Origin of the sequence: Lentzea sp. NPDC059081, assembly GCF_042738015.1 — a bacterium.
Lineage (GTDB): Bacteria > Actinomycetota > Actinomycetes > Mycobacteriales > Pseudonocardiaceae > Lentzea.
Genome location: NZ_JBHYGW010000007.1, coordinates 172695 through 196749, shown reverse-complemented (window position 1 = coordinate 196749; position 24055 = coordinate 172695). Strand labels below are relative to the sequence as shown.

17 protein-coding genes are annotated in these 24055 nt (G+C 71.6%); 8 read left to right on the top strand and 9 right to left on the bottom strand.

Annotated features, from left to right (window positions below; genetic code table 11):
• The first annotated feature begins 4 nt into the window (after positions 1–4).
• Together ACFWV3_RS18570 and ACFWV3_RS18565 are read left to right on the top strand one after the other, a co-directional pair.
• The gene (locus ACFWV3_RS18570) at positions 5–1228 is read left to right on the top strand and encodes a GntR family transcriptional regulator (RefSeq protein ID WP_382412571.1); all 1224 of its coding nucleotides are present in this window, start codon (positions 5–7) and stop codon (positions 1226–1228) included.
• Complete coding sequence (locus ACFWV3_RS18565; RefSeq protein ID WP_382412570.1) at positions 1225–2226, top strand: Gfo/Idh/MocA family protein; 1002 nt, start codon at positions 1225–1227, stop codon at positions 2224–2226. The genes ACFWV3_RS18570 and ACFWV3_RS18565 overlap by 4 nt, the downstream gene beginning before the upstream one ends.
• A gap of 53 nt (positions 2227–2279) precedes the next feature.
• Here ACFWV3_RS18565 and ACFWV3_RS18560 read toward each other — a convergent pair whose 3' ends face one another.
• Positions 2280–3122, bottom strand: coding sequence for a polysaccharide lyase (locus ACFWV3_RS18560; protein ID WP_382412568.1), 843 nt, complete (start codon positions 3120–3122; stop codon positions 2280–2282).
• 204 nt (positions 3123–3326) lie between these two features.
• On the opposite strand from ACFWV3_RS18560, the gene ACFWV3_RS18555 reads away from it, so the two are divergent.
• A complete protein-coding gene (locus tag ACFWV3_RS18555; RefSeq protein WP_382412566.1) occupies positions 3327–7793 on the top strand; it encodes an alginate lyase family protein in 4467 nt (1488 codons plus the stop codon).
• A gap of 56 nt (positions 7794–7849) precedes the next feature.
• Here ACFWV3_RS18555 and ACFWV3_RS18550 read toward each other — a convergent pair whose 3' ends face one another.
• A complete protein-coding gene (locus tag ACFWV3_RS18550; protein WP_382412565.1) occupies positions 7850–8707 on the bottom strand; it encodes an alpha/beta fold hydrolase in 858 nt (285 codons plus the stop codon).
• Between the two features lie 53 nt (positions 8708–8760).
• Between ACFWV3_RS18550 and ACFWV3_RS18545 the strand changes: the two genes are divergently transcribed.
• Positions 8761–11601 carry a BTAD domain-containing putative transcriptional regulator gene (locus tag ACFWV3_RS18545; protein ID WP_382412564.1) on the top strand — a complete coding sequence of 947 codons (2841 nt, stop codon included), beginning with the start codon at positions 8761–8763 and terminating at the stop codon, positions 11599–11601.
• Here ACFWV3_RS18545 and ACFWV3_RS18540 read toward each other — a convergent pair.
• Positions 11590–12360, bottom strand: a complete 771-nt coding sequence (locus ACFWV3_RS18540; RefSeq protein WP_382412563.1) for an SDR family NAD(P)-dependent oxidoreductase — start codon at positions 12358–12360, stop codon at positions 11590–11592. The two genes, ACFWV3_RS18545 and ACFWV3_RS18540, sit on opposite strands and share 12 nt — an antisense overlap.
• Before the next feature lie 97 nt (positions 12361–12457).
• On the opposite strand from ACFWV3_RS18540, the gene ACFWV3_RS18535 reads away from it, so the two are divergent.
• Positions 12458–13090, top strand: coding sequence for a TetR/AcrR family transcriptional regulator (locus ACFWV3_RS18535; RefSeq protein WP_382412561.1), 633 nt, complete (start codon positions 12458–12460; stop codon positions 13088–13090).
• Here the strand turns inward: ACFWV3_RS18535 and ACFWV3_RS18530 are convergent.
• Genes ACFWV3_RS18530 through ACFWV3_RS18510 form a run of 5 tightly spaced genes read right to left on the bottom strand, consistent with a single transcriptional unit; the run spans position 13059 to position 17980 of the window.
• Positions 13059–14495 (bottom strand): long-chain fatty acid--CoA ligase, encoded by a 1437-nt coding sequence (locus tag ACFWV3_RS18530; RefSeq protein ID WP_382412559.1) that lies wholly within the window; start codon positions 14493–14495, stop codon positions 13059–13061. The two genes, ACFWV3_RS18535 and ACFWV3_RS18530, sit on opposite strands and share 32 nt — an antisense overlap.
• On the bottom strand, positions 14434–15750 hold the full coding sequence (locus tag ACFWV3_RS18525; protein ID WP_382412558.1) for an MFS transporter: 1317 nt from the start codon (positions 15748–15750) through the stop codon (positions 14434–14436). The genes ACFWV3_RS18530 and ACFWV3_RS18525 overlap by 62 nt, the downstream gene beginning before the upstream one ends.
• 9 nt (positions 15751–15759) lie before the next feature.
• Positions 15760–16218, bottom strand: coding sequence for a MaoC family dehydratase (locus tag ACFWV3_RS18520; protein WP_382412557.1), 459 nt, complete (start codon positions 16216–16218; stop codon positions 15760–15762).
• Positions 16215–17090, bottom strand: coding sequence for an amidohydrolase family protein (locus ACFWV3_RS18515; RefSeq protein WP_382412835.1), 876 nt, complete (start codon positions 17088–17090; stop codon positions 16215–16217). Before ACFWV3_RS18515 ends, ACFWV3_RS18520 begins: the two co-directional genes overlap by 4 nt.
• 11 nt (positions 17091–17101) lie before the next feature.
• Positions 17102–17980, bottom strand: coding sequence for an SDR family NAD(P)-dependent oxidoreductase (locus tag ACFWV3_RS18510; protein ID WP_382412556.1), 879 nt, complete (start codon positions 17978–17980; stop codon positions 17102–17104).
• 92 nt (positions 17981–18072) lie between these two features.
• Between ACFWV3_RS18510 and ACFWV3_RS18505 the strand changes: the two genes are divergently transcribed.
• From ACFWV3_RS18505 to ACFWV3_RS18495, 3 genes are read left to right on the top strand one after another with little or no spacing between them, the layout of a single operon-like run.
• Positions 18073–18861, top strand: coding sequence for a PaaX family transcriptional regulator C-terminal domain-containing protein (locus tag ACFWV3_RS18505; protein WP_382412555.1), 789 nt, complete (start codon positions 18073–18075; stop codon positions 18859–18861).
• 3 nt (positions 18862–18864) lie between these two features.
• Complete coding sequence (locus tag ACFWV3_RS18500) at positions 18865–20019, top strand: glycosyltransferase (RefSeq protein ID WP_382412554.1); 1155 nt, start codon at positions 18865–18867, stop codon at positions 20017–20019.
• Between the two features lie 25 nt (positions 20020–20044).
• The gene (locus tag ACFWV3_RS18495) at positions 20045–23056 is read left to right on the top strand and encodes a discoidin domain-containing protein (protein WP_382412553.1); all 3012 of its coding nucleotides are present in this window, start codon (positions 20045–20047) and stop codon (positions 23054–23056) included.
• A gap of 46 nt (positions 23057–23102) precedes the next feature.
• On the opposite strand, the gene ACFWV3_RS18490 is transcribed toward ACFWV3_RS18495, so the two are convergent.
• Positions 23103–23924: an endo alpha-1,4 polygalactosaminidase gene (locus tag ACFWV3_RS18490; protein WP_382412552.1), complete on the bottom strand. Its 822-nt coding sequence runs from the start codon at positions 23922–23924 to the stop codon at positions 23103–23105.
• Between the last annotated feature and the right edge of the window lie 131 nt (positions 23925–24055).

Here is a 24055-nt window from a genome sequence, read left to right as displayed (position 1 = left end):
AGGAATGAATTTTCGGCCTGATGTGGTTCGGACACACAAAATCACAGGTCACCTCTTGCGGCAAGAAGCATCATCAGTCATTCTTCCCGACATGACATCAGCTGAATCGGAGGATTCATTCCTTCATTCCTCCGCTCGCCCGAAATGGCAGTGGGCGGCTGACCGTCTGCGGAAGGACATTGCCGACGGGCTGTGGGGGCCCGGCGACCAGCTGCCGGTGGAGCGCGAGCTGGCCACCACGCTGTCGGTCAGCATCAACACGATCCGGCGGGCCGTCGGCCAGCTCGTGCACGAGCAGATCGTGCTCCGCAGGCAGGGCGCGGGCACGTTCGTCCGCTCGGAGAGCGCGCCCATCGCGTCCGGACGGCCGTTGGTCGGCGTGCTCGTGCCGTCGACCACCTACTACTACCCGCGGGTGATAGACGGACTGCAACGCGTGTTGCGCGGCGCGGGCGTCGGTGTCGTGCTCGTCTGCTCGAAGTACGACCTGGACGTCGAACGCGACGAGCTGCGCACGATGCTGGAGACCGGGGTGCAGGGCCTGCTGCTGGTGCCCAGCCTGCACCTGATGGAGGACCCGCAGTCCTACGTGGACGGACTGCGCGACCTGCCGGTGCCGTACGTGCTCGCCGAACGCCGCCCGCCCTCGCCGGAACCGGACGACCCGACGACGTTCGTCGGCACCGACCACGCCGGCGGTGTCTGCAAGGCGGTCCGGCACCTGAAGTCGCTGGGGCACCACCGGATCGGGTTCCTCGGCCGGGTCAGCACCGGCACCTCCGAGCAGGTCGCCGCCGGGTTCGACGAGGCCGTGAAACTGCTCGGCGTGGAAGCCCCCGCGACCGTGTGCCGGTTGCTGTGGCAGTCGCAGGACATCTCCGCGTACGCCCGGCGGTGCGTCGAGTCCGGGGTGACCGCGGTGTTCTGCCACGGCGACCGCGATGCCGCCGCGTTGATCGTCGCCGCCCGCAGGCTCGGCCTGGCGGTGCCGGGCGACCTCGCGGTGGTCGCGTACGACGACGAGGTGGCCGAGGTCGGCGACGTCCCGCTGACCGCCGTCTCGCCGCCCAAGACCGAGGTGGGCGCGCTCGCCGCCCAGTTGTTGCTGCACCGCATGGACGGTGGCCGGAACGTTCCCTCCCAACAGGTGCTGATCCAGCCGCGGCTCGTCGTCAGGGCGTCGTGCGGCTCGGCGGTGCTGAAGCTCCACGAGAAAGCAGGAACATGACTCCATTCCGGATCGGGCTGCTGGGTGCCGGCGCGGTCGGCGCGCACCACGTCCGTGCGGCGGCGGGGGCCGACGGCTACGCGATCGCGGCGATCTGCGACGTCCGGCGCGAGGCGGCCGAGGCGCTCGCGGCACCGGGCGTCGAGGTGTACGACGACCACCGGACGATGATCGCCGAGGGCGGCCTCGACGCGGTCGTCATCACGACGCCGCACGCGTTGCACGCCCAGCAGGTCGTCGAGGCCGCCGAGGCCGGGCTGCACGTCCTCGTGGAGAAGCCGATGGCGACCACCGTCGAGGACTGCACGCGGATGATCGAGGTCTGCCGGGACGCCGGGGTGCTGCTCGCGGTCGCGCACGTCATCCACTTCGACCCGGTCGCACGGGAGGCCCGCGCGCTGATCGCGTCCGGGGAGTTCGGCGACCCGCTGCTGATCGCGCACCGCCGGTCCGCGCACTACGAGCCGGACTCGCGGCCGGCCTGGTTCTTCGACCCGGTGCTCGCCGGGGGCGGCATCGTGCTGAACGTCGGCACGCACGGCCTGGACCGCATCCAGTGGTTCGGCGGCGGCACGGTCCGGCGCGTGAGCAGCGTGGTGCGGGGAAGGGACGGCATCGACGTCGAGACCGACTCGCTCGCGCTGGTGGAACTCGCGAACGGGGTCACCGCCAGCGTCGTGCTGACCAGCCGCGGCACGCCCTACTACGACGAGACCGACGTCGTGATGACCGAGGTGACCCTGCGGGTGTCCGCAGGCGAGGGGCTCCTGCTGCTGCGCGACGGCGCGGTGACGACGCTGGTCGAGGCGAGCCCCGGCCACCTCCGCTCGGCCTTCCGGTCGCAGCTCGACGGGTTCGTCGCCGCTGCCCGGGGCGAGGAGGGCGAGTACATCGACGGTGCCTACGGCAGATCCGTCGTCTCCGCCGCGCTCGCCGTCTACGAGGCCGCGGACCTCGGCAACCCCGTGGACGTCCCACGTCCGGCAGTCCGGCCGTGAACGGGACTCACCGCGGGGGTCGTCGCGCGACGGCCCCCGCGGTGGCCTCCCGGCTAGATCGGGTTCGTGCTGACCCTCAGGTCGTCGTACCAGATGTAGCCGGTCCTGGTCGGCGCGAACGTGGCGTCACCGCCGCCCGCGAACGACGACAGGTACGCGCGGTCGATCAGGTCGCCGTTGCGCACGAACTTGATCCCGGTGATCAGCGCGGCCGAGCGGCCGTTGAACCACACCTGGATCTCGCCGTCCGGGTTGGCGTTGCCGTTGGTCACGGTGTTCACCTTGACCCGCTGCACGATCTCCACCCACTGGCCCGGCGGGTAGTACACCGGGGAGCCGTCGAGCGAGAGGTCGCGGTAGTCGCCGTACTCGCTGGCGTGGTCCATGCTGTAGTAGTAGATCGCGGCCTTGCCGCCGCTGCGCCAGATGAACCGCGACGTGAAGCCGTTGTAGCCGTCGCAGGCCTGGCCTCCGGAGCAGGACGCGCCCGCGCCGATCCCGACGCCGACCTTGCCGGCGAAGTTGGTGTTGCCCCAGCTGAAGTCCGGGCTGAAGCGCACCCACTGCGCCACGTAGTACTGCCGTGCCCGCGAGAGCACGAACGGAGCCTGCGCGCCCGAGGTCTCCGGCCCGTACTGGCCGGCCGGATAGGTGACGCGCAGCGACTTGCCGCCGCTGCGCTTCACGCTGGAGTCGATGTAGGTCCTGGTGTCGAGCCCCTGGTGCCAGGGAGCGCTCCAGCCGTCGGCCGCCCACTTCGCGAGCGTGTACGGGGAACCGGCGGCCGGTGTCTCGAAGTAGTTGTTCAGCTCGGCTGCCATCGCCGTCGGAGCGGTAATGGCCGAGGCGATTATCGCCGCGCAGGTGGAAATCACGAGCAGCGACTTTGTGCGCATGCGGTACCTCCGATTGATCACAGGGTGTGGGCAGTATCACCACGTCCTGCGGGCCTGGTCAACGTTTCGAGAGGTCATTCCAGGAATGATTGACGAGCGGAAAGAAGGGCATTGACGGAAGTTCTGCGATGTCGCAGGATTTCGCCTGGACACAGGGGTCGTGCAATTCCTTCCGCAGTGCGGGAATGAATTCCGGAGGAACCGATGAGAAAACCTGTCGCGGCCTTGCAGGCGTTCGTCGTCGTGGCGGCCATGGCGGTGGCCACGAGCGCGACCGCGCAGGCCGCACCCGGTCCGCCGGCGCCGGACACGCCGGTCGCCCACGAGCTGCTCCGCAACGGCGGGTTCGAGAACGCCACGACGTCCTGGACGCTGTCCGCCGCCGCGAAGCGCGAAGGCGGGCGCACCGGGTCCGGGCTCACCGTCACCTCGGCGACCGGCACGGCGTGGGAGGGCGCCACCTCGGCGTCGTTCGGGATCGACGCGCGCCGGATCAGCTCGGTGAAGGTCAGCGGGTCCGTGCGGCTGGACGGCGTCGTGCAGGGCGCGACCGCCGACAACGCCGCGAAGATCAGCATCGCGTTCGTGGACGCCACCGGCAAGCGCACCTGGAAGGGCGTGAACCTCACCGGCACGCAGGACTGGACCGACCGCGCGGACGTCCACACCGTCCCGGCCGGCACCGTCTCCGCGTTCCTGTCCGTCGCACTGGACCGCGCCAAGGGCACCGTCCGGTTCGACGACCTGAAGGTGCGCGCCGAGTCGTGGGTGAACCTGGTCAACAACCCCGGCTTCGAGCTCACCACACCGTCCACTCAGGAATGTCCAGCACCCGCGTGGTGCACGCCGTACCAGAGCGCCACCTACAAGGTCGACACGAGCACTGCCTTCCAGGGCACCCGGTCGCTGCGGATCGACGCCTCGCCGACGCAGAAGATCGGCGGCTTCGTCACCGTGCCGCTCGACCAGCGGACGTGGCCCGTCGTGCACGTGTCGGCGAAGGTCAAGCTCGACCGCGTCGAGACCGCCGACTACACCGACTTCCCCGGCGGCCTGCGGATCTCCGTCGGGTTCCTCTACACCGACGCGACCGGTGCGAGCGTCTACGCCGCCTCCGGTCTGCTCAACGGCGTGCTCACCGGCTCGCTCGACTGGACCGCGGTCTCCGGCACGTTCCGCGTCCCGCCGCTGATGACGAAGCTGCAGATCATCCCGGCGATCCAGAACGCCACCGGCACCGCGTGGGTCGACGACGTCCGCGTCACGCCCGAGTCGCCGTGGATCGCGCCGGACAGCCAGACCAAGAGCGCCGCCGCCGGGGCCGCCGCGAAGTTCCTGACCACGGTCACCAACCGCCGTGCCACCGCGGACTCGTTCCAGCTCGCCCTCGACGGACCCGGCTCCGTGGCCGCGTCGACGGCCGTCCTGCAGCCGGGGGAGTCCGCGATCGTGCCGGTCTCCGTGCCCGCGGGGTCGTCGGCCGTGCTGACCGCGACGCCGGCCGGTGACGCGACCTTGGTGCAGCAGGCCACCTTCCGCGCCGACCAGGCGACCTCGCCGGGTGGCGCGCCGCGGGTCTACAGCACGCCGGCCCAGCTCGACGCGCTGAAGCAGCGGATCGCCGGGCAGGACTGGGCGCGCAAAGCGTTCGACTCGGTCGTGAGGGCCGAGGCCGACGCGTGGCTCACGAGGCCGCTCGACCAGCCGGTGAACCACGGCGGGTGGAGCGGCAACTTCAAGTGCCCCGGTACCAACACTTCGCTGGAGTTCGACTACGGCTCGCCGAAGCTGCACCGCTGCCCGATCGACGGCAAGACCTACACCGGTGAGCTGCTCGACGCCGCGTGGGTCGAGATCTGGCACAACAACGCGGCCCAGGCGGCGGCCGACCTTGGCCTCGCCTTCCGCGTCACGGGCGACCAGCGCTACGCGGCCAAGGCCAGGGACATCCTGGTCTACTACGCCGAGCGCTTCCTCTCCGTGCCGATGAACCAGCTCTACGGCCGCGTGCACTACCAGTCGCTCGACGAGGCCGTGGCCGCGATCGGCCTGATCGACGGCTACGACCTGATCCGCGAGGGCCTGCCGGAGTCCGACCGCGTCGACATCTCCCTGAACCTGTTGAAGCCGCTGGCGGAACTGGTGCGGGCGTACCCGACGGTGACGTCGAACTTCCAGGCGTGGACGGTCGCGGCCGTGCACGGTGTCGGCTCGGCGATCGGCGACGAGGGTCTGCGGAGGTGGGCGCTCGACGATCCGGAGGAAGGCGCCGAGTTCCTGCTGGACAAAGCCCGCCTGTCCGACGGCTGGTGGTGGGAAGGTGCCGCGAGCTACCACGTGTACGCGTTGCAGGCGTTGACCTCGCTGGCGATCTCCGCCCGCAACCTCGGCGAACGCGACTACCCGACCGACGAACGCTTCCGTTCCATGCACACGGTCCTGCTGCCGTACCTGCACCCCGACCTGACGATCCCGGCGGCCGGCGACGGCGGCACGTGGGGCCGCCGGTTCGGCCCGAGCTTCGCGGCGATGGCCGAGTGGGCGTACGCGGAGTACGGCGCGCGCGACTTCGCGACCGGGCTGAGCTACGCCTACACCAACCTGGGACGGCCGCGGTCGGACCGGTGGGCGCTGCGGTTCGGCGTGGACACGCTGCCGAGCCTGAGCGGGCCCCGTCAGCCCAGCGCCACGTTCGGCGGCCTTGGCGAGACGGTGCTGCGGTCGTCGGACGCGCCGAACCTCGTGCCGAACCCCGGTTTCGAGGACGCGTCGCTCGCCGACGCCGGCCAGCCCGCGTTCTGGCGGCTCGACGGTGGGAAGTGGGCCGACCGCAGGCTGACGGGTGCGGCGTCGCAGACGTTCCCGCTCGACGGCACGCGGCTGGCGCACCTGACGCTGCAGGCGATGGCGAAGGGCAGGGGCAGCGTCGAGGCCGTCTTCCTGAACGACCGCTGGGAGGTCGGCCGGGCGTCGTTGCCGATCGACGGTCCGTCGTGGTCGGCGCGGGAGACGGGCTTCGACGTACCGCCGTTGGCGCGGGCCGTGAAGCTGTCGGTCCGCGGTGACGTGACGGTCGACGACATCGACCTGTTTGCCGACGACCTGCTGGGGTCGGGCGGCTTCGAGGACTCGGCCAGGGGCTGGACCAAGCAGGGCGCGGCGGAACTGTCGCCGGTCGCGTACCGCGGAGCGTCGTCGGCGAAGGTCACCGGTGGCCTGAACCGCAACGCGTGGACCACGGACGTGCCCGTGACCGGGGGGAACGTCTCGTCGGTCAAGCTCGACGCGCGGACGTTCAGCCCGCTGGTCCCGCTGCGCGAGGGCGGTGGCGCGGTGATCGAGCTGTCGTTCGTGACGCCCGCCGGGGTTTCGGCACCGGTGCGCACCCGGTTCCACGACCTGCTCGGCTGGCGTTCGCGGATCGTGAGCGCGGACGTGCCGAAGGACGCCATCGCGGCCAGGATCTCGCTGGTCGTGGAGAACGCGGCGGGCGTCGCGCTGTTCGACGACGTGCGGCTCGGCTTCTCCGGCGCCGTGGATCCGTTCCAGGCCAACGCGCTCCGGCTCGACCACGGCGTCGCGGGCGGCACCCACGGCCACGCCGACAAGCTGCACCTGGACGTCGTCGGCGGAGGCGGCCTCCAGTCGACCGACCTCGGCCAGATCTACGGCGCGGACAACGCCGACCTGACCAACAACTGGTACCGGGAGTCGGTGTCGCACAACACCGTCGTGGTGGACGGCGTCAGCCAGGACCGCACCATCCGCGGCGCGCTCGAGTACTTCGGCACCACGCCGCGGTTCAAGGTGGTCGACGCCAAGGCGGACAAGCCGTACGCGGCGAAGCCGGACGTGTCGCTGCGCCGGGCCGAGCTGATGACCGACGAGTACGCGGTGGACGTCTTCGACGCCCGCGGGTCGTCGGCCCACCGGTTCGACCAGTCGTGGCACGGCGTCGGCGACCTCGCGGTGTCCGGCCCGGCGATGACCCCGCCGAGCTGCGGAACGTGCGTGCTCGACCCGAACGACAAGGACTTCGGCTACGACGAGCTGCGGTCCGTGGCCGAGGGAACCGCGTCCGACGGTGCCTGGCAGGCGGAGTGGAAGACGCCGCAGGCCGTGCTGTCGTTGCGGGCACTCGAACCGGTGTCCACGCAGGTGCTCCGGACGACCGGGCCGGGGCTCGCGACCGACGGCAAGCAGATCCCGTTCGTCCTCGCCCGCCGCGACGGCACCTCGACCCGGTTCACCACGGTGCTGGAGACCAGATCGGCGGCCGCGCCGAGTGCGGTCGTGTCGGCGCAACGCCTGCGGGACGGGCACGTTCGCGTCGTCTTGGCCGGGAACCGACGTGACGACGTGCTCTTCGACGGCGGCTACGCGTTGGTGCGCTGGGCCGGCGAGAAGCCGGTGAGCATCGACCTGCTGAACCGCTCGTCGGTCGAGGTCGACGGACGCACGTGGCTCAGCGCGTCGAGGAAGCTGGAGAACGCCTCCGCGGTGTTCGACGGGAGCACGCTGCGGCTCTCCGCCGGACGCACCGCGGACCGGGGACAGGTGACGATCACCGTGCACGCCCCCGGCATCCGCACCGTCGAGCTGAACAACCAGCCCGTCAGCTCGGTCACCCGGCACGGCGATCTGCTGGAGGTGACGTTCACGGTCGGATGAGCTCGCGCGGCACAGGGCCCGGGGCAGCCTTCCCGGGCCCTGTGCCGTATCGGGGCCTACCGCTTCAGCAGGTCGCGGATCGCCCCGGCGACGACTTCGGGCGCCTCCTCGGCCATGAAGTGTCCACACGAGACGGTGCGGTGGTCGAGATCGGGGGCCCAGCGCCGCCACAGCGCCTCGGCGTCGAACCCGAGCGCCGCGCCCCAGTCCTGTTGCAGCACGGTGACGGGCATCCGGAGCTGGGCCTTCTCGTCCGCGGTGTCGTGCTCGACGTCGATCGTCGCCGACGCCCGGTAGTCCGCGACGATCGACGTGACGGCCTCGCGGCTCGCGCGCAGGTACTCGGCGCGGACGTCCGCGGGGAACGGCTCGGTGCTCCAGATGTCGAGGAAGTGGCCGAAGAACGCGTCGGGCCGGGCGCCGATGAGCTCCTCCGCCAGACCGGGCGGCTGGGCCATCAGGAACAGGTGGAACCCGACGACGGCGGACGTCCCGCGCATCACGTCCCACATGTCGAGGGTCGGCAGCACGTCGAGTGACGCGAGGTGCGTGACGTGGTCCGGGTGGTCGAGGCCGGTGCGGAACGCGACGAGCGCGCCCCGGTCGTGGCCGGCCAGCGCGAACCGGTCGTGCCCGAGCGCTCGGGCCGCGGTGACGACGTCGGCGCCCATCGTGCGCTTCGAGTACGTGGACCCGGTGTCGGCGGGCTTGTCGCTGTCGCCGTAGCCGCGCAGGTCGGGCATGATCACGGTGTGGTCGGCGGCCAGGTCGGCGGCGACGTGCCGCCACATGAGGTGGGTCTGCGGGAAGCCGTGCAGCAGGACGACGGGGCTGCCTGCGCCCGTGGTGGCGACGTTGAGCTCGACGCCGTCCTCGACCTGGACGCGCTGGTAGTCGAATGCGGTGTGGTTCACGACGCGAGCATCTCCCCGCCCGATCAGCAACGGATCAGCGCCGGGGTCAGCGGGTGAGGTTCGGGGTGCTCGGACCGCTGACCGCCGGGTCCGCCCGTCTCGGCGGGCCGAAGCAGCGCGCCGTGCTGGCGCGGCTGCTGGTGGCCCGGCGCCGGGTGGTGCCGGTACGGACGCTGGTCGCCGATCTCTGGGAGGACCCGCCCGACGGCGCGGTGGGCACTGTGCAGACGTTCGTCGGGGCGCTGCGCAAGGCGCTCGAACCCGGCCGTCCACCCCGGACGCCGTCGACCCTGCTGGTCACCGAGGGCGCCGGCTACGCCTTGCTGGCCACCGACGTCGACGCCTGGCGGTTCGAGGAGATGCTGGGCGGCGGCCTGTCCGTTCTGGACGACGCGCTGGCGTTGTGGCGCGGTCCCGCCTACGCGGAGTTCGCCGACGAGCACTGGGCGCGCGCCGAGGTCGACCGGCTGACCGAGCTCCGGCTGGTGGCGGTCGAACGCCGTGCCGAGGCGCTGCTCGGCGTCGGGCGGGCGGCGGAGGTCGTCGCGGACCTGCGGGCGCACGTGGCGGCGCACCCGTGGCGGGAGAAGGCGTGGAGCCTGCTCGCGTTGGCGCTCTACCGCGAGGGACGGCAGGGCGACGCGCTGGAATCCGTGCGCTCGGCTCGTGCCGCGCTGGTCGAGAACCTGGGCGTCGATCCCGGACCGGAGCTCCGCGCGCTGGAGTCGGACATCCTCGCCCAGTCGCCGCGCCTGACGCCGCCGGTTCTCCCGACGCTGGTGGGACGGGCCGCCGAGCTGAGCGCGCTGGCGGACGCCGTCCCCGCCGCCGGGCTCGGGATCGCGCTGGTGAGCGGCGAGGCAGGGGTGGGCAAGACGGCGCTGGCCGAGGAGTTCCTGGCCGTGCTGCGCGGGCAGGGCTGGACCACGGTGTGGGCGCGCTGCCCCGAGGACGCGCCGGTGGCGTGGCCGTGGCAGCAGGTGGTGGAGGCGCTGGGATCGGAGCTGGTCGCGGGCGACCACTTCCACCTGCGGCGCGCTGTGGTGTCCACTGTGGAGTCCGCGGCGCCGGTGCTGGTCGTGCTGGACGACCTGCACCAGGCCGACGACGAGACCTTGGCGGTGCTGGCCGCGTTCACCAAGGCCCGGCTGTCCGGGCGGGTGCTGATCGTCGCGACCACGCGGGTTCCGGTCCCGTCGGAGGCGGTGGCCCGCGCCGAACCGGTCCGCGTCCCCCTCGGCGGGCTGGGGGAGGAGGCGGTCGGGGCGCTGGTGCGGTCCATCTCGGCGGAGGCGGACGTGCGGGCGATCCACGAGCGCAGCGGCGGCAACCCGTTCTACGTCAAGGAGCTCGCCCGGCTGTTCGCCGCCGAGGGCTCGCTCGGCGTCCCCGCGGGGGTGCGGGAGGTCATCCGGCACCGGCTGGCCGCGCTTCCGGCGGACGCCAGGACCGTGCTGCACCAGGCATCGGTGCTGGGCCGGGACGTCGAGGTGGAGGTGCTCGGGCTCGTGGCGGGCGAGGACGTGCTGGACGCGCTGGACCTCGCCGTGGCAGCCGGGTTCCTGGCCGAGGTGGCGCCGGGGCTGGCCCGGTTCACGCACGTGCTGGTGCGCGACACGGTGTACGAGGAGCTGTCGCTGACCCGTCGTGCGCGGTGGCACGCGGCGGTGGCCGCGGTGCTCGAGTCGGTGCGTCCCGCCGACGTCACACTGCTGGCCCACCACCACCTCCTGGCCGGTACGAGAGGCGAGGCGGCGGTGCGCGCGCTCGCGGGTGCGGCGGAGGTGACCCGGTCACCGCGGGAGGCGGCCGGGTTGTGGCGGGCGGCTGTCGCGGCGGCGGGCGGGGTCCGGCCCGGCCTGGTGGCGGGGCTGGTGCGGGCGCTCGCGGTGAGCGGCGATTTGGAGGCGGCGCGGCGGGAGAGGGGGACGGCGTTGCGCGCCACCACCGACCTCCACGCGACGGCCGAGGTCATCGGCTCGTTCGACGTTCCCGGCATCTGGACCACCAACGACGACCCCGCCCACTCCGCCGAGCTGGTCGCCGCCGCCGAACGCGCCCTCCCGGCGTTCCCCGGTCCCACCGCCACCCGAGCCCGCCTGCTCGCCACCATCGCGATGGAGGACCGCGGCAGCGGCACCCGCCTCCCCGAGGCGTGCGAGGCCGAGGCCATCGCCCGCGACCTCGACGACCCGGCCCTGCTCGCGTTCGCCCTCAACGCCCGCTTCATGCACACCTTCCACCGCACGGGCCTCGCGGAGGAACGTGCCGGCATCGGCCGCGAGCTGGTCGCCCTCGCCGCCCGGCACCACCTGGTCACCTACGAGGTGCTGGGCCACCTGGTCCTGGTCCAGGCCGGTGCCGCGCTGAACGACTTCGCCACGGGCGACCTCCACGCGACGGCCGCCGACGCCCTCGCCCGCGAGCACGACCTGCCGCTGGTCAGCGTGTTCACCGACTTCTACGCCGCGCTGAAACTGGCCGCCGCGCACCGGATCCCGGAAGCCGAACGCGCCTACCGGGCCGCGGCCGAGCGCGTCCAGGGCACCGGCATGTGGGGCATGGAACACGGACTGCTGCCGTTGGCGCTGCTCAGCCTGCACGGACAGTCCACAGTGGACCTCGACGACGACTGGGGCCCGTTGCGCGACTGGGTTCTCCCGCTCGCGCTGCCGCTCGACGAAGCCGCGAAGGCCGCGCACGCGGTGCCGGAAGGCCCAGGTGACCTGCTCGCCGAGGTACGTGCCTGCCTGCTGGCGATGGCCGCGGAACGCTTGCAGGACAACGAGCTCCGGGAGCGTGCGCGAACAATCCTGGAACCCGCGCGGCACGAGCTGGCCGCGGGCACGGGCCTGGTCACGTTCGGCCCGGTCGCGGACTTCCTAGGCCGCTAGCGCCGGCCCGAGCAGCAACCCGCCGTCCAGCACAAACTCCGACCCGGTCGCGAACGCGGCCTCGTCGGACGCGAGGTAGAGCACGAGCGCGGTGACCTCCCCGGGCTCGCCCAGGCGCGGCACGGCGTACGGGTCGGGGGAGTAGAAGTCGCCGATCGCGTGCTGACCGCCGTCGGCCGGCGACGTGATCAGCGGTGTCCGCACGACGCCGGGGTGCACCGAGTTCACCCTGATGCGGTCGCGGCCCAGTTCCAGCGCCGCGGCCTTGGTGAGCCCGCGCAACGCCCACTTGCTCGCCGCGTACGGCGCGTAGTAGGGCGACGCGGTGTTGGCCATGGTCGAGGCGATGGTCACGATCGACCCGCCGCCTGCCCGGCGCAGTGACGGCGTGACGTGCTTGATGCCGAGGAACTGGCCGGTCAGGTTCACCGCCAGCGTCCGGTCCCACACCTCGCGCGAGGTGTCCTCGACCAACGCGGGCGCGTGCTGCGCACCGGCGTTGTTGACCAGCACCGACACCGGGCCGAACCGCTCCTCCGCGGCCTGGACCGCCGAGACCCACTCCTGCTCCTCGGTGACGTCGAGCCGCACCGCCACGGCGCGTTCGCCCAGTTCCAGCGCGGTTTTCTCGGCCGCCGCCAGGTCCCGCCCGGCGACCACGACCCGCGCGCCCTCGGCGTGGAAGCCGCGCACGTGGCTCGCGCCCATCCCGCTCGTCGCGCCGGTGACGAACACCGTCCTGCCGTCGAAGCGTCCCATCTCGGTCCTCCAGTGGTGAGTTGAGTGACTCGCCTCGCCACCGTAGGCACGAGCCGGATGGTGAGTCAAGTGACTCACCTCATGGCATACTGGCGGCGTGTCGAGCTACCACGAGCGCGTGGCGGAGGAGAAGCGGGCGGCGATCGTCGAGGCCGCCACCGCGCTGTTCCTGGAGTCCGGGTACGACAAGACCTCGCTGGCGCGCATCGCGGACGCCGCCGGGGTGTCGAAGGCGACGCTGTTCAAGCAGTTCCCGACGAAGGCCGAGCTGTTCGACGCGATCGTGACGGACTACTGGCACGTCCGGGAGGGGGCGTCCGCCCCGGCACCCGGCGACCCCGCGAAGGGCCTGACCTCCCTGGGCAACCGGTACGTGGCGGTGCTGACCCGGCCGGGCATGGCCTCGTTGTTCCGGATCGTCATCGCGGAGGCGCCGCGCTTCCCCGAGCTCGGCAGGACCCAGTTCCGGCTCGGCAAGCTGCCGTTCTTCGAGTCCGTCCGCGACTACCTCGCGCAGGAGCACCGGGGCGGCACGCTCGTCGTCGACGACCCGGTGCTGACGGCGTCGCAGTTCCTCGGCATGATCGCCGACTTCGCGTTCTGGCCGCGGATGCTGCTGGTGGACTGGGCGCCCACCGCGGAGGCCGTGGCGAACGCGGTGGGCGAGGCCGTCGAGACGATCCTCGCCCGCCACGCGGTCACAGCGGCAACCGGCGCAACTCCGGTTTGAGCACCTTCCCGGACCCCGTGCGCGGCAACGACGTCACCACGTCGAAGTGGACCGGGATCTTGTACTTCGCCAAGCGGGGCAACAAGAACTCGCGCAGCCCGGCGGCGTCGGCGGACGCACCGTCGTGGAGTCGCACGAACGCGCGCCCGACCTCGCCCCAGCGCTCGTCCGGCACCCCGACGACGGCCACCTCCGCCACGTCGGGATGGCCGGTGAGCACGTTCTCCACCTCGGCCGGGTAGACGTTCTCGCCGCCCGAGATGAACATGTCCTTCACCCGGTCCAGCACGTACAGGTGGCCGTCGTCGAGCCGCCCGACGTCCCCGGTGCGGAACCAGCCGTCGGACGTGAACGCCGCGGCGGTGCCGTCCGGGTTGTTCCAGTAGCCGGGGGTGACGTTCGGGCCCTGCACCTCGATCTCGCCGGTCTCCGCGAGCCGCAGGTCGCCGAAGAACACCGGGGTGCCGGCCGACCCCGCCCGCGCCACGCTGTCCGCCGCCTCCAGGAACGTGGCACCGGGCGCGGTCTCGGTGAGCCCGTAGCCCTGGCAGAACACCAGGCCCCGGTCCTGGTAGGCGCGGATCAGCGCGTCCGGCACGGGCGCCCCGCCGCACAGCAGCACCCGCAGCGACGACAGGTCGGCGGCCGGCCAGCGCGGTGACGCGACGACGTCGGCGAACATCGTGGAGACGCCGAACATCAGCGTCACCCCGTGCCGCTCCACCAGGTCGAGGCACACGTCCACGTCCCAGCGGGGCGTGATCACGCAGTGCCCGCCCTTGATGAACGTGGGCAGCAGGATCTGCGACAGCGCGGCCACGTGGAAGAGCGGCGCCGCGACCAGCGCCACGTCGTCCACCGCGAGGTCGATGCCGATCATCAGGTTGACCGTGTTCCACAGCAGGTTGGCGTGGGTGAGCACGGCACCCTTGGGCCTGCCGGTGGTGCCGGAGGTGTAGAGGATCAGCGCGGGCGCGGAGATGTCGACGGGGACGTCGATCATCTCCTCGGAACCGCCCGCGAGCCAGTCCTCGTAGGTGTCCAGGGACACCGCCCGCGGGTGGTCCACGACGTGCGAGGTCGCGTGGACCACCACGTGGGCGCCGCTGTCCGCCAGCTGGTAGCCGACCTCCGCCGGGGTGAGCCGGAAGTTCAGCGGGACGAAGATCGCGCCGAGCTGGTGCGCCGCGAACATGGTCTCGGCGAACGACGGGTGGTTGGGGCCGAGGTACGCGACGCGGTCGCCGTCGCGCACCCCGAGCTCCCGCAGCCGCCACGCCAGCCTGGTCGTGCGGACCGCCAGCTCGCCATAGGTCGTGGAGATGCCGTTGTAGGTGAACGCCTCACGCTTCGGCGCCATGCGCGCGCGGCGGTGAGGCCAGCTGCCCAGTCCCGAGTTCCGCATCGCCGTCTCCCGTCAGGCTGGTCCTGCTGGTCTCGTGCAGCACCAGCGTGCACACCACCGTGAGCACGCAGAACGCCGCTAGGATGAACGGGATGGCGCCGGTGCCCGAGCTCTTCTGCACCTGCGCGAACAACAACGGCGCGAGCCCCGCGCCCAGCCCCGCGATCTGGTAGCCGAGCGAGGCACCGGTGTAGCGGCTGCCGGTGCTGAACAGCTCGCTGTAGAGCGCGGCCAGCGGGCCGTACATCATCGGGTGGACCACCGCCTGGCCGATCACCAGGGCGGCCGCCACGTACCCGTTGTCCACCAACGGGAACAGCGCGAACCCGTACGCCGCCATGAGCACGGCTCCCGCGAGGACCACGGGCCTGCGCCCGAACCGGTCCGACGCCGCGGACCAGCCGAGGATGCCGATGATCGCGCAGGCGGACGACAACGTCAGCGCGCTCAGGATCTCCTGTCTCGGGATGCCCTTCTGCACGCCGTACGACAGCACGTACGTCGTGAGCGTCGACTGCGCGACGAACGCGGCGAGTCCGACGCCGATGGCGAGCAGCAACGTGCGCGGGTGGTGGCGCAGGACGTCCACCAGCGGTGCGGAGGAGCGCTTGCGTTCGGCCTGGAACACCGGGGTCTCGTCGACCTTCAGCCGCACGAACAGGCCGATCCCGAGCAGCACGATGCTCAGCAGGAACGGCACGCGCCAGCCCCACTGGATCAACGCGTCGTTGCCCACCACCGCGGTGGTCGCGGTGAGCACGAGGTTCGACAGCACCATGCCGGTCGGCGCGCCGGCGTTCGTGAACCCGGCCCACAGGCCGCGTCGCGAGGTGGCGTGCTCGGCGGACATCAGCACGGCGCCGCCCCACTCGCCGCCGACGGAGATGCCCTGCAGGACCCGCAGCAGGACGAGACCGGCGGGCGCGAGCCAGCCGACCTGGGCGTAGGTGGGCAGCACGCCGATCAGGAAGCTCGCCAGGCCCATCACGCTCATGGAGATGACGAGCATCCTCTTGCGCCCCAGGCGGTCGCCGTAGTGCCCGAAGAGGATTCCGCCGATCGGGCGGGCGAGGTAGCCGGTGGCGAACGTGCCGAAGCTCGCGATCGTGCCCACGAGCGGGTCGAGCGAGGAGAAGAAGACCTTGTTGAACACCAGTGCGGCCGCGGTGCCGTAGAGCAGGAAGTCGTAGTACTCGATCACGCTGCCGAGGTAGCTGGATGCCACGGCACGGCGTAACTGCGATGTTGTCGCCATGACCTCACCTCACGCATAGTGGCGGTATATGCCCCGTGCGACGCACGCGGGCTTGGCGGAGCCCTCGATCTCGACCGTGAAGTCGACGGTGACCTGCACGCCGTCGCCCGCGACCTCGTCCGCGGACACGACCCGGCCCGTCAGCCGGATCTTGGCGCCGACCGGCACGGGCGCGGGGAACCGGACCTTCTCCAGCCCGTAGTTGATGCTCATCCGCACACCGGAGACGTCGAGCAGCTCGGTCATCAGCGGGATGAGCAGCGCCAGCGTGAGGTAGCCGTGCGCGATCGTGCCGCCGAACGGCCCGGCCGCGGCGCGCTCCGGGTCGACGTGGATCCACTGGTGGTCGTCGGTGGCGGTGGCGAACGTGTCGACCCGGTCCTGGTCGATCTGCAGCCAGTCGGTGTGGCCCAGGTCCTTGCCTGTCAACGCCTTGATCTCTTCGAGTCCGTGCACGGATGTGGTCATGCGTCCTCCTTGACGAGTCCGAGCAGACGCGCTGCGTTGAGCTTGAGGATCTTGGGCCGCACCTCGTCCTTGACGTCGATCTTCGCGAAGTCGGCGAGCCAGCGGTCGGGCGTGATGACGGGGTGGTCCGAGCCGAACAGCACCTTGTCCTGCAGCAAAGTGTTGGCGTAGCGGACGAGCTGCGGCGGGAAGTACTTCGGCGACCAGCCCGACAGGTCGATGTACACGAACGGTTTGTGCGTCGCGACGGCCAGTGCCTCGTCCTGCCAGGGGAACGACGGGTGCGCGAGCACGATCCGCAGGTGCGGGAAGTCGACCGCCACGTCGTCGACCAGCATCGGGTTGGAGTGCTTGAGCCGGATGCCCCCGCCGCCGGGCACACCGGCGCCGATCCCGGTCTGTCCACTGTGGAACAACGCGGGGACGCCGAGCTCCTCGATCACCTCGTAGAGCGGGTAGGCCATCCGGTCGTCGGGGGAGAAGTCCTGCAGGCTGGGGTGGAACTTGAACCCGCGCACGCCGTGCTCCTCGACGAGCCTGCGCGCCTCCCGGACGGCGGCGCGGCCCTTCCACGGGTCGACGCTCGCGAACGGGATCAGCACGTCGGCGTGCTCGGCGCAGGACGCGGCCACCTCCTCGTTGGAGATGCGCGGGTGGCCGGTGGCGTGCTCGGCGTCGACCGTGAAGATCACCGCGGCCATCCTGCGCTCGCGGTAGATCTGCGCGGTCTCGGCGATCGTGGGCTGCCGGTGTCCCGCCTTGAAGTACTTGGCGGAGGCCTCCATCAGCGCGGGGCTCAGCGAGCTGTGCCCGTGGGCGGAGACCTCGGCGTGCGTGTGGACGTCGATGGCGACGAGGTCGTCCACGTTCAGCGCGGGGGCGTTCACGGCGCCACCGGGGCCGGGATGCCGTAGGTCTCGGGTTCGAACTCACCCCACCGGTCGGCGATCGCCTCCGCCGTCCAGCCGCCGTCGGCGAACTGCACCTGCTTCTCGGCGGGGTGCGCCCACAGCGCGAGCCGGTCGCCGCCGATGCCGATGGCCTGTCCGGTGATGCCCTTCGCCGCGTCCGACGCCAGGAAGACGATCAGCCCCGCGGCGTCCTCGGCGGTGCCGAGCCCCTCGTCGCGGCGCACCCAGGCGGGCAGCGGCGTGCCGGTCCGTTCGGACTCCTCGATCAGCGGCGCGAACACCGGGATCGTCTTCGTCATCTCGGTGGCCGCGACCGGCACGACGGCGTTGACGGAGATGTTCGACCGGGCGAGCTCCATCGCCCACGTCCGCGCCATGGCGGCGATCCCGGCCTTGGCGGCGGAGTAGTTGGTCTGCCCGAAGTTGCCGCGCTGGCCCGCGGGCGACGAGATCAGCACGAGACTGCCGCCGTCGCCCTGCTCGCGCATCTGCACGGCGGCCGCTCTCGCGCAGGTGAACGTGCCGCGCAGGTGCACGTTGAGCACCGCGTCGAAGTCGTCGTCGCTCATCTTCCACAGCACGCGGTCGCGCAGGATGCCCGCGTTGGTGACCAGCACGTCGAGCCGCCCGAACTCCTCGACGGCCGCGGCGACGAGCCGGTCCGCGGTGGCGGCCGTCCCGACCGGCGCGACCACGGCGGCTCCGCCGATGCTCGCGGCGACCTCCTCGGCGCTCTCGTCCACGTCGTTCACGACGACCTTGGCCCCGTTGCGCGCCAAGGCTTCCGCGTACGCCCGGCCGAGTCCACGGCCGGCGCCGGTGACGATGGCGACCTTCTCCGACAGCTCCATCCGGCGGGTCCTCTCCCCTGTGAGTGGTGGGGAAAGTATGGGCACTTTCGTGACGCTCGTCTAGATGCTGCCCAACATGTATCGTGTGACCCGTGACGCCGCAGTCCCTGATGCTCAACTTCCTCGGCCTGTACGTGCTGGGGCGCGACATCGCGGTCTACTCGGGCAGCCTGATCGACGTGTTCGGACGCGTCGACGTCTCCGAGGAGGCCGTGCGCTCGACGCTGACCAGGATGACCTCGCGCGGGCTGCTCACCAAGCACCGCAACGGCCGCAGGGTCTACTTCGGACTCACGCCGCGGGCGAAGGACGTGCTGGAGGACGGCGGCAGGCGCATCTGGAAGCGCGGCGCCGTGAACAGGGACTGGGACGGCACGTGGACGCTCGTCGGCTTCTCCCTGCCGGAGGGCCGCCGGGGAGAGCGCCACGACCTGCGCTCGCGGCTGCAGTGGGCCGGCTTCGGTCCCGTGCAGAACGGCCTGTGGATCGCGCCGGGCAGCCACGACGTGACGGAGATGGTCGCCGACCTGGGCCTCACCGGCAACGTCACGGTGTTCACCGCCCAGCACGCGAAGCCGACCGAGGCGGCCGACCTGGCTTTCCGCGCGTTCGACATCGAGGCGATCGCCGCCCGCTACCAGGACTTCCTGGCCCGCTGGCGCACCCCGGCCGACACGCTGCCCGACGACCTGGCCCGGCAGCTGCTGCTGCACGCCGACTGGCTCGACCTGGTGCGCCAGGACCCGCACCTGCCGGCCGAGCTGCTGGCCCGCGACTGGCCGGCGATCGAGGCGGAGCAGGTGTTCCAGGCGCTGGCCACGCGGTACGTGGAGACGGCGACGCCGCTGGCGGAGGCGGCGATCGAGTCGGTCGCGGTCTGAGACGTGCGCGTCGCCGTCGTCTCCGGGGGCGATCCGGGGCACGTCGTCCCGGCGATCGCGCTGTGCCTGAGGTTGCTGGCGTCGGGCGAGGAGCCGGTGCTGCTGACCGGCGAACGCTGGGTCGGCGCTGCCCGTGCCGAGGGCATCTCGGCGTCCCGTGTGGACGGTCTCGCGCTCGCGGACCTGAAGGACTGCAAGGACCTCGGCAGTGCCTTGGTCGGCCAGGCCGCGGAACTGGCGTCTGCACTGGTTCCCCAGCTGCGTTCGCTCGCCCCCGACCTGGTGGTGTGCGACGTGCTGGCGCTGGGGGCGAGCATGGCCGCGGAACTGCTTGGCGTGCCGTGGGTTCAGCTCTCACCGCACCCGCTCTACGAACCGTCGCGCCGCCTGCCGCCGATGGGCAGCGGACTCGCACCGGGCGTCGGTGTGCGGGGGAGGACGCGCGACGCGCTGCTGCGAGCGATGACCGCCCGGTCCATCCGGCAGGGCGTGCGGCAGCGAGCCGTTGTGCGGCACCGGATCGGGCTCTCCAGGAGTGAACCGGGGCCCGTGGCACGGCTGATCGCGACGCTGCCGGCGCTGGAGGTGCCACGGCCGGACTGGCCGTCGAACGCGCACGTGGTCGGGCCGCTGCTGTGGGAGGCGAGCCGGGAGACGCTGACGCCGCCGCCGGGGTCCGCGCCGCTGGTGATGATCGCGCCGTCGACCGCCTGGACGGGGTCCGCGGGCATGGCCGAGACGGCGCTGGAAGCGGTGCGGGACCTCGGGGTCAGGGCCGTCGTGTCGACGTTCGCGCCGGTCCCCGGCCTGCCGCCGTGGGCGCGGTCGGGGCCGGGTGCGCAGGACGAGCTGCTGCGCGCGTCGTCGGTGCTGGTCTGCGGCGGCGGCCACGGGATGCTGGTCAAGGCGTTGCGCGTGGCCGTGCCTCTCGTGGTGGTGCCGGGCGGTGGTGACCAGTGGGAGATGGCCAACCGGGTCGCGCGGCAGGGGAGTGGCGTGATCGTGCGGCCGCCGACGGTCGAGGGGCTGCGCGAGGCGGTGGCGCGTGTTCTGGGTGATCACACGTTCGCCGTAGCGGCGGCCGAGGCGGCCGCTTCGGTGAGTGATGTTCGTGATCCTGTGGAAGTATGTCGCACTGCGTTGAGTCTTGCGCGATGAGAGCGCTCTCCCCTTCAATGAACGCATGCGCAGGTCAATGACGATCCTCGTGGTGGCGGCACTGGCGGTCGCGACCGTCTCGCCGGCGGTGGCGCAACGCGCCGCAGCTCCCGACCTCTACCCCGCCGTCGGTGCGGGCACCTCCGTCCTCAACCACGCTGACCTGCTCGGGAACGTTCCGGAGCCGGCCTGGTACGAGGCGAACATCCCGTTCGTCGACGTGCCGGACCGCGAGATCCGGGACACCTACTACTACCGCTGGCGAACCTACAAAGAGGCACTCAAGTACACAGGACCGAAGGACGGCTGGATCGTCTCGGAGTTCCTCGGCCCGGTCGGCTACTCGGCACCGAACGGCGGCATCGTCGCCGCGGCGGGCCACCACGTGTACGAGGGCCGGTGGCTGCGCGACCACCGCTACCTCGACGACTACGTGGACTACTGGCTGCGCGGCGCGGGATCGGGCGCGAAGCCCGCGGTCGACTTCCTGAACAAGAACACCACGGACTGGGCGCACCAGTACTCGTTCTGGGCCGCCGACGCCGTGGCCGCCCGTGCCGCGGTCGACGGCCGGTCGCAGTTCGCCACCGACCGCCTGCCCGAGCTGATCCGGCAGTGGCAGCGCTGGTCGCCGCAGTTCAACTCCGACCTGGGCCTCTACTGGCAGACGCCGGTGTGGGACGCGATGGAGTACACCGCCAGCTCGTACCAGAGCCCCGACCCGTACCACGGCGGTGACGGCTACCGCCCGACGCTGAACGCCTACCAGTACGGCGACGCGCGGGCCATCGCCCAGCTGCTCAAGGCCCGGGGCGACGGGGCCGGCGCCGTGCAGTACGACCAGGCCGCCGACGCCCTGCGGACCGCCCAGGAGCGGTGGCTGTGGGACGCGAACGGCCAGTTCTACAAGCACGTCATGCGCGACAACAACCCGAACCGCACGAAGATCAACGACCGTGAGTCGATCGGCTTCGTGCCGTGGTACTTCCACATGGCGCCCAACGCCAACAGCGCGGCGTGGGCCCAGCTGAAGGACCCGCAGGGCTTCGCCGCCACCTACGGCCCGACGACCGCCGAGCGCCGCAGCCCGTACTTCATGCGCGACGCGCTGAGCGGCTGCTGCCGGTGGAACGGCCCGAGCTGGCCGTACGCCACCAGCCAGACGCTGACGGCACTGGCCAACCTGCTGATCGACTACCCGGCCCAGTCCTACGTCAACAAGACCGACTACCTGTCGGTGCTGCGCGGCTACGCCCTGACCCAGCGCAAGAACGGTCAGCCGTACGTCGCCGAGGCTCACCACCCCGACGAGAACCGCTGGATCTACGACGGCCAGGGCCACAGCGAGGACTACAACCACTCGACGTTCAACGACAACGTCCTCTCCGGCCTGCTGGGCATCCGCCCGCAGCTGGGCAACGAGGTCCAGATCGCGCCGCTGGCACCCGCCACGTGGGACTACTTCGCCGCCGAGAACGTGCCGTACCACGGCCACAACCTCACGGTGCTGTGGGACCGCACCGGCAGCCGCTACGGCAAGGGCGCGGGCCTGCGCGTGTACGTCGACGGCCAGCTGAAGGTCTCCCAGTCCGGGCTGACGTCCGTCCGCCTGTCGGTCCCCGTGCGCGGTTCCGGTGACCTGCCGGAGCTCGTCGACGACTTCGCCAACGTGACGCAGACCGGGTACCCGACGGCCCGCGCCTCGTTCAGCTACAACGTCGACCCGCCCACCAAGGCGATCGACGGCCAGGACTTCCACCTCGACGTGCCCGGCACCCGCTGGACCACGTGGACCAGCCCCAACACCTCGGACTGGCTGGAGGTCGACCTCGGCGCGCCGACCCCGATCTCCGACCTGCGGGTGATGTTCTACGACGACGGGGGAGGCGTCCGCGTGCCGTCCGTCTACGACCTGCAGTACCGCGGCACGGACGGCGTGTGGCGCGACATCCCCGGCCAGCAACGGTCTCCGGCGTCCCCGGTCGCCCGCCAGGTCAACCGCATCCTGGTGACACCCGCGCTCACGACCGACCGCGTGCGCATCCTGCCCCGGCGCTCCGACGGCGGCGCGGTGGGCATCACCGCGTTCTCGTCGGTCCGCGCTCCCGTCCGCGGCCTGACCGCGTCGGTGCCGGAGTCCGTGCCGGTGCGGGCGGGCGCCGCCGTGGAGACGACCACGACCGTGGCGGCAACGCGCTCGCTGGCGGACGTGCGGGCTTCCTTGTCGGTGCCCGCCGGGTGGAGCGCGGTGGCGCTGACCCCGTCCTCGACCTCACGGCTGCTGCCCGGCCAGCCGCTGGTGACGCGCTGGCAGGTCACCGCCCCGGCCGGCCTGAAGCTCGGCGACGCGGTCCCGGTGAGAGTGGTCGCCACGACGTCCGACGACAGTGGCGCGAGCACAGGTCTGGCGTCCGCGCAAAGCGTGTTCGACCCGGCCGACTACCCCGGCGTGGTCTGGGACGACACGTTCGACTCCGACCGCCTCTGGGCGTACCGGGTGGACGGTCCGTTCTGCGAGACCGCGCCCGCCCTGCGCGTGGCCGACGGCGTGCTGACCGCCAGCTCGTCGGGCCGTGCCGGGTCCGTGCTGGCCGCGCCGGTCAACGGCGACTCCCGTGGAACCGCCGTGGTCGTCCAGCCCCGGTCGTTCGCCGGCTCCGCGCCGGAGGACAGCCTCTTCCTCGGCCAGACCGCGGGCAACCGGGACTTCGCGCTGGCGTGGTTCAACAACGCGGGCAAGGCGTCCGGTGTGGACGTGACCGTCGGCGGGACTCGGCGCGGGGACGAGGCGACCGGTGGGTGCTGCGCCACCTTGACCTGGACGGCGGGGGACCGGTTGGCCGTGGTGCTGCGGGACGGGCAGCTGACCAGCTGGATCGAGCACGACCGGCGGTGGAGCTTGCTGCGGGCCGCGCCGGTGGGGGCCGTCGTCGATCCCGCGGTGGTGGCGGGGTGGGCGCCCGGGCTCGGGTTGCGGCTGGACGGCGGGGCCGGGTCGTTGGTGATCGACCGGTTCACCGTGCTGCGCCGCGCCTGAAGACCCGTCCGGGGCTCGCGAGACCCGCGAGCCCCGGACGCCCTTCCTACTTGCAGTAGTCGAAGCGGTAGGCGCCGTTACCCGGCCCGACCAGGTACCGGTCCCGCAACGTCGTGATGTCCGGGGTGTCCGCGTCGTTGCACACGTCCTTGAACGTGCCGCGCAGATCGTCGGTGTACTCGATGTCCATCACGTTCTTGCCGTACACGTCGGAGTACGACGAGCACTCCTCCCAGCGGTGGCACTCCTCCGACACGGCGAAGTCGAAGCCGACCTCGGACTTCGCGCGCGCCGCCTGCTCGGCCGAGTTCTTCTGGCCGATGGCGAGGTTCTTGCTGTGCGCGCGGTCGGCGAGCAGCTTCGCGTAGGCGAGGTTGTTGCTCACGGACAGCTTGTTGCGCGAGCGCGAGTACGAGTCGAGGTTGTCGACCTCCACCGCCTTGAAGCCCTTGGACGCGCACAGGTCGATCGTGCTGCCCATGATGCCCGCGAGCTCGGTGCGCTTGGCGGACGTCGACGTGTCGAGGATGAACTCGTCCGGCCAGTCCGGGTCGATGATCGGGTTGCCGGAGCTGTCCTTCAGGATCAGGTGCTTGCGCTGGTTCAGCCAGACGCTCCTGTCGCCGGGCTGGGTCTGGAAACCGTTGACGTAACAGATGTTGTACAGGCCCGCCGCCGGGGTGGCGGTGCTGTCGCGGGTCACCAGGGTGACGCCGCTGGGCGGGGTGTAGGCGGCGCCCAGCTGGTAGTCGAGCACTCCGCTGGTGGGCGGGAGCTGGACCGCCGCCTGGCTGGTGGTGGCCAGCGGGCCGGCCACGCAGGCCAGGGCCAGCGCGGTTCCGGTCAGGGCGCGGGCAGGGAGGGTCATGTGCGCCGGACTCCTTGATCGCTCAGAAGTGGTGATCGGGTCTGAGCGACCGTACCGTCTCTGATCATGTCGAGACCAGCAACCACTCTCATTCGGTCAGAATGCTTGCTTGTTTGAGCGATTCCGGCTTA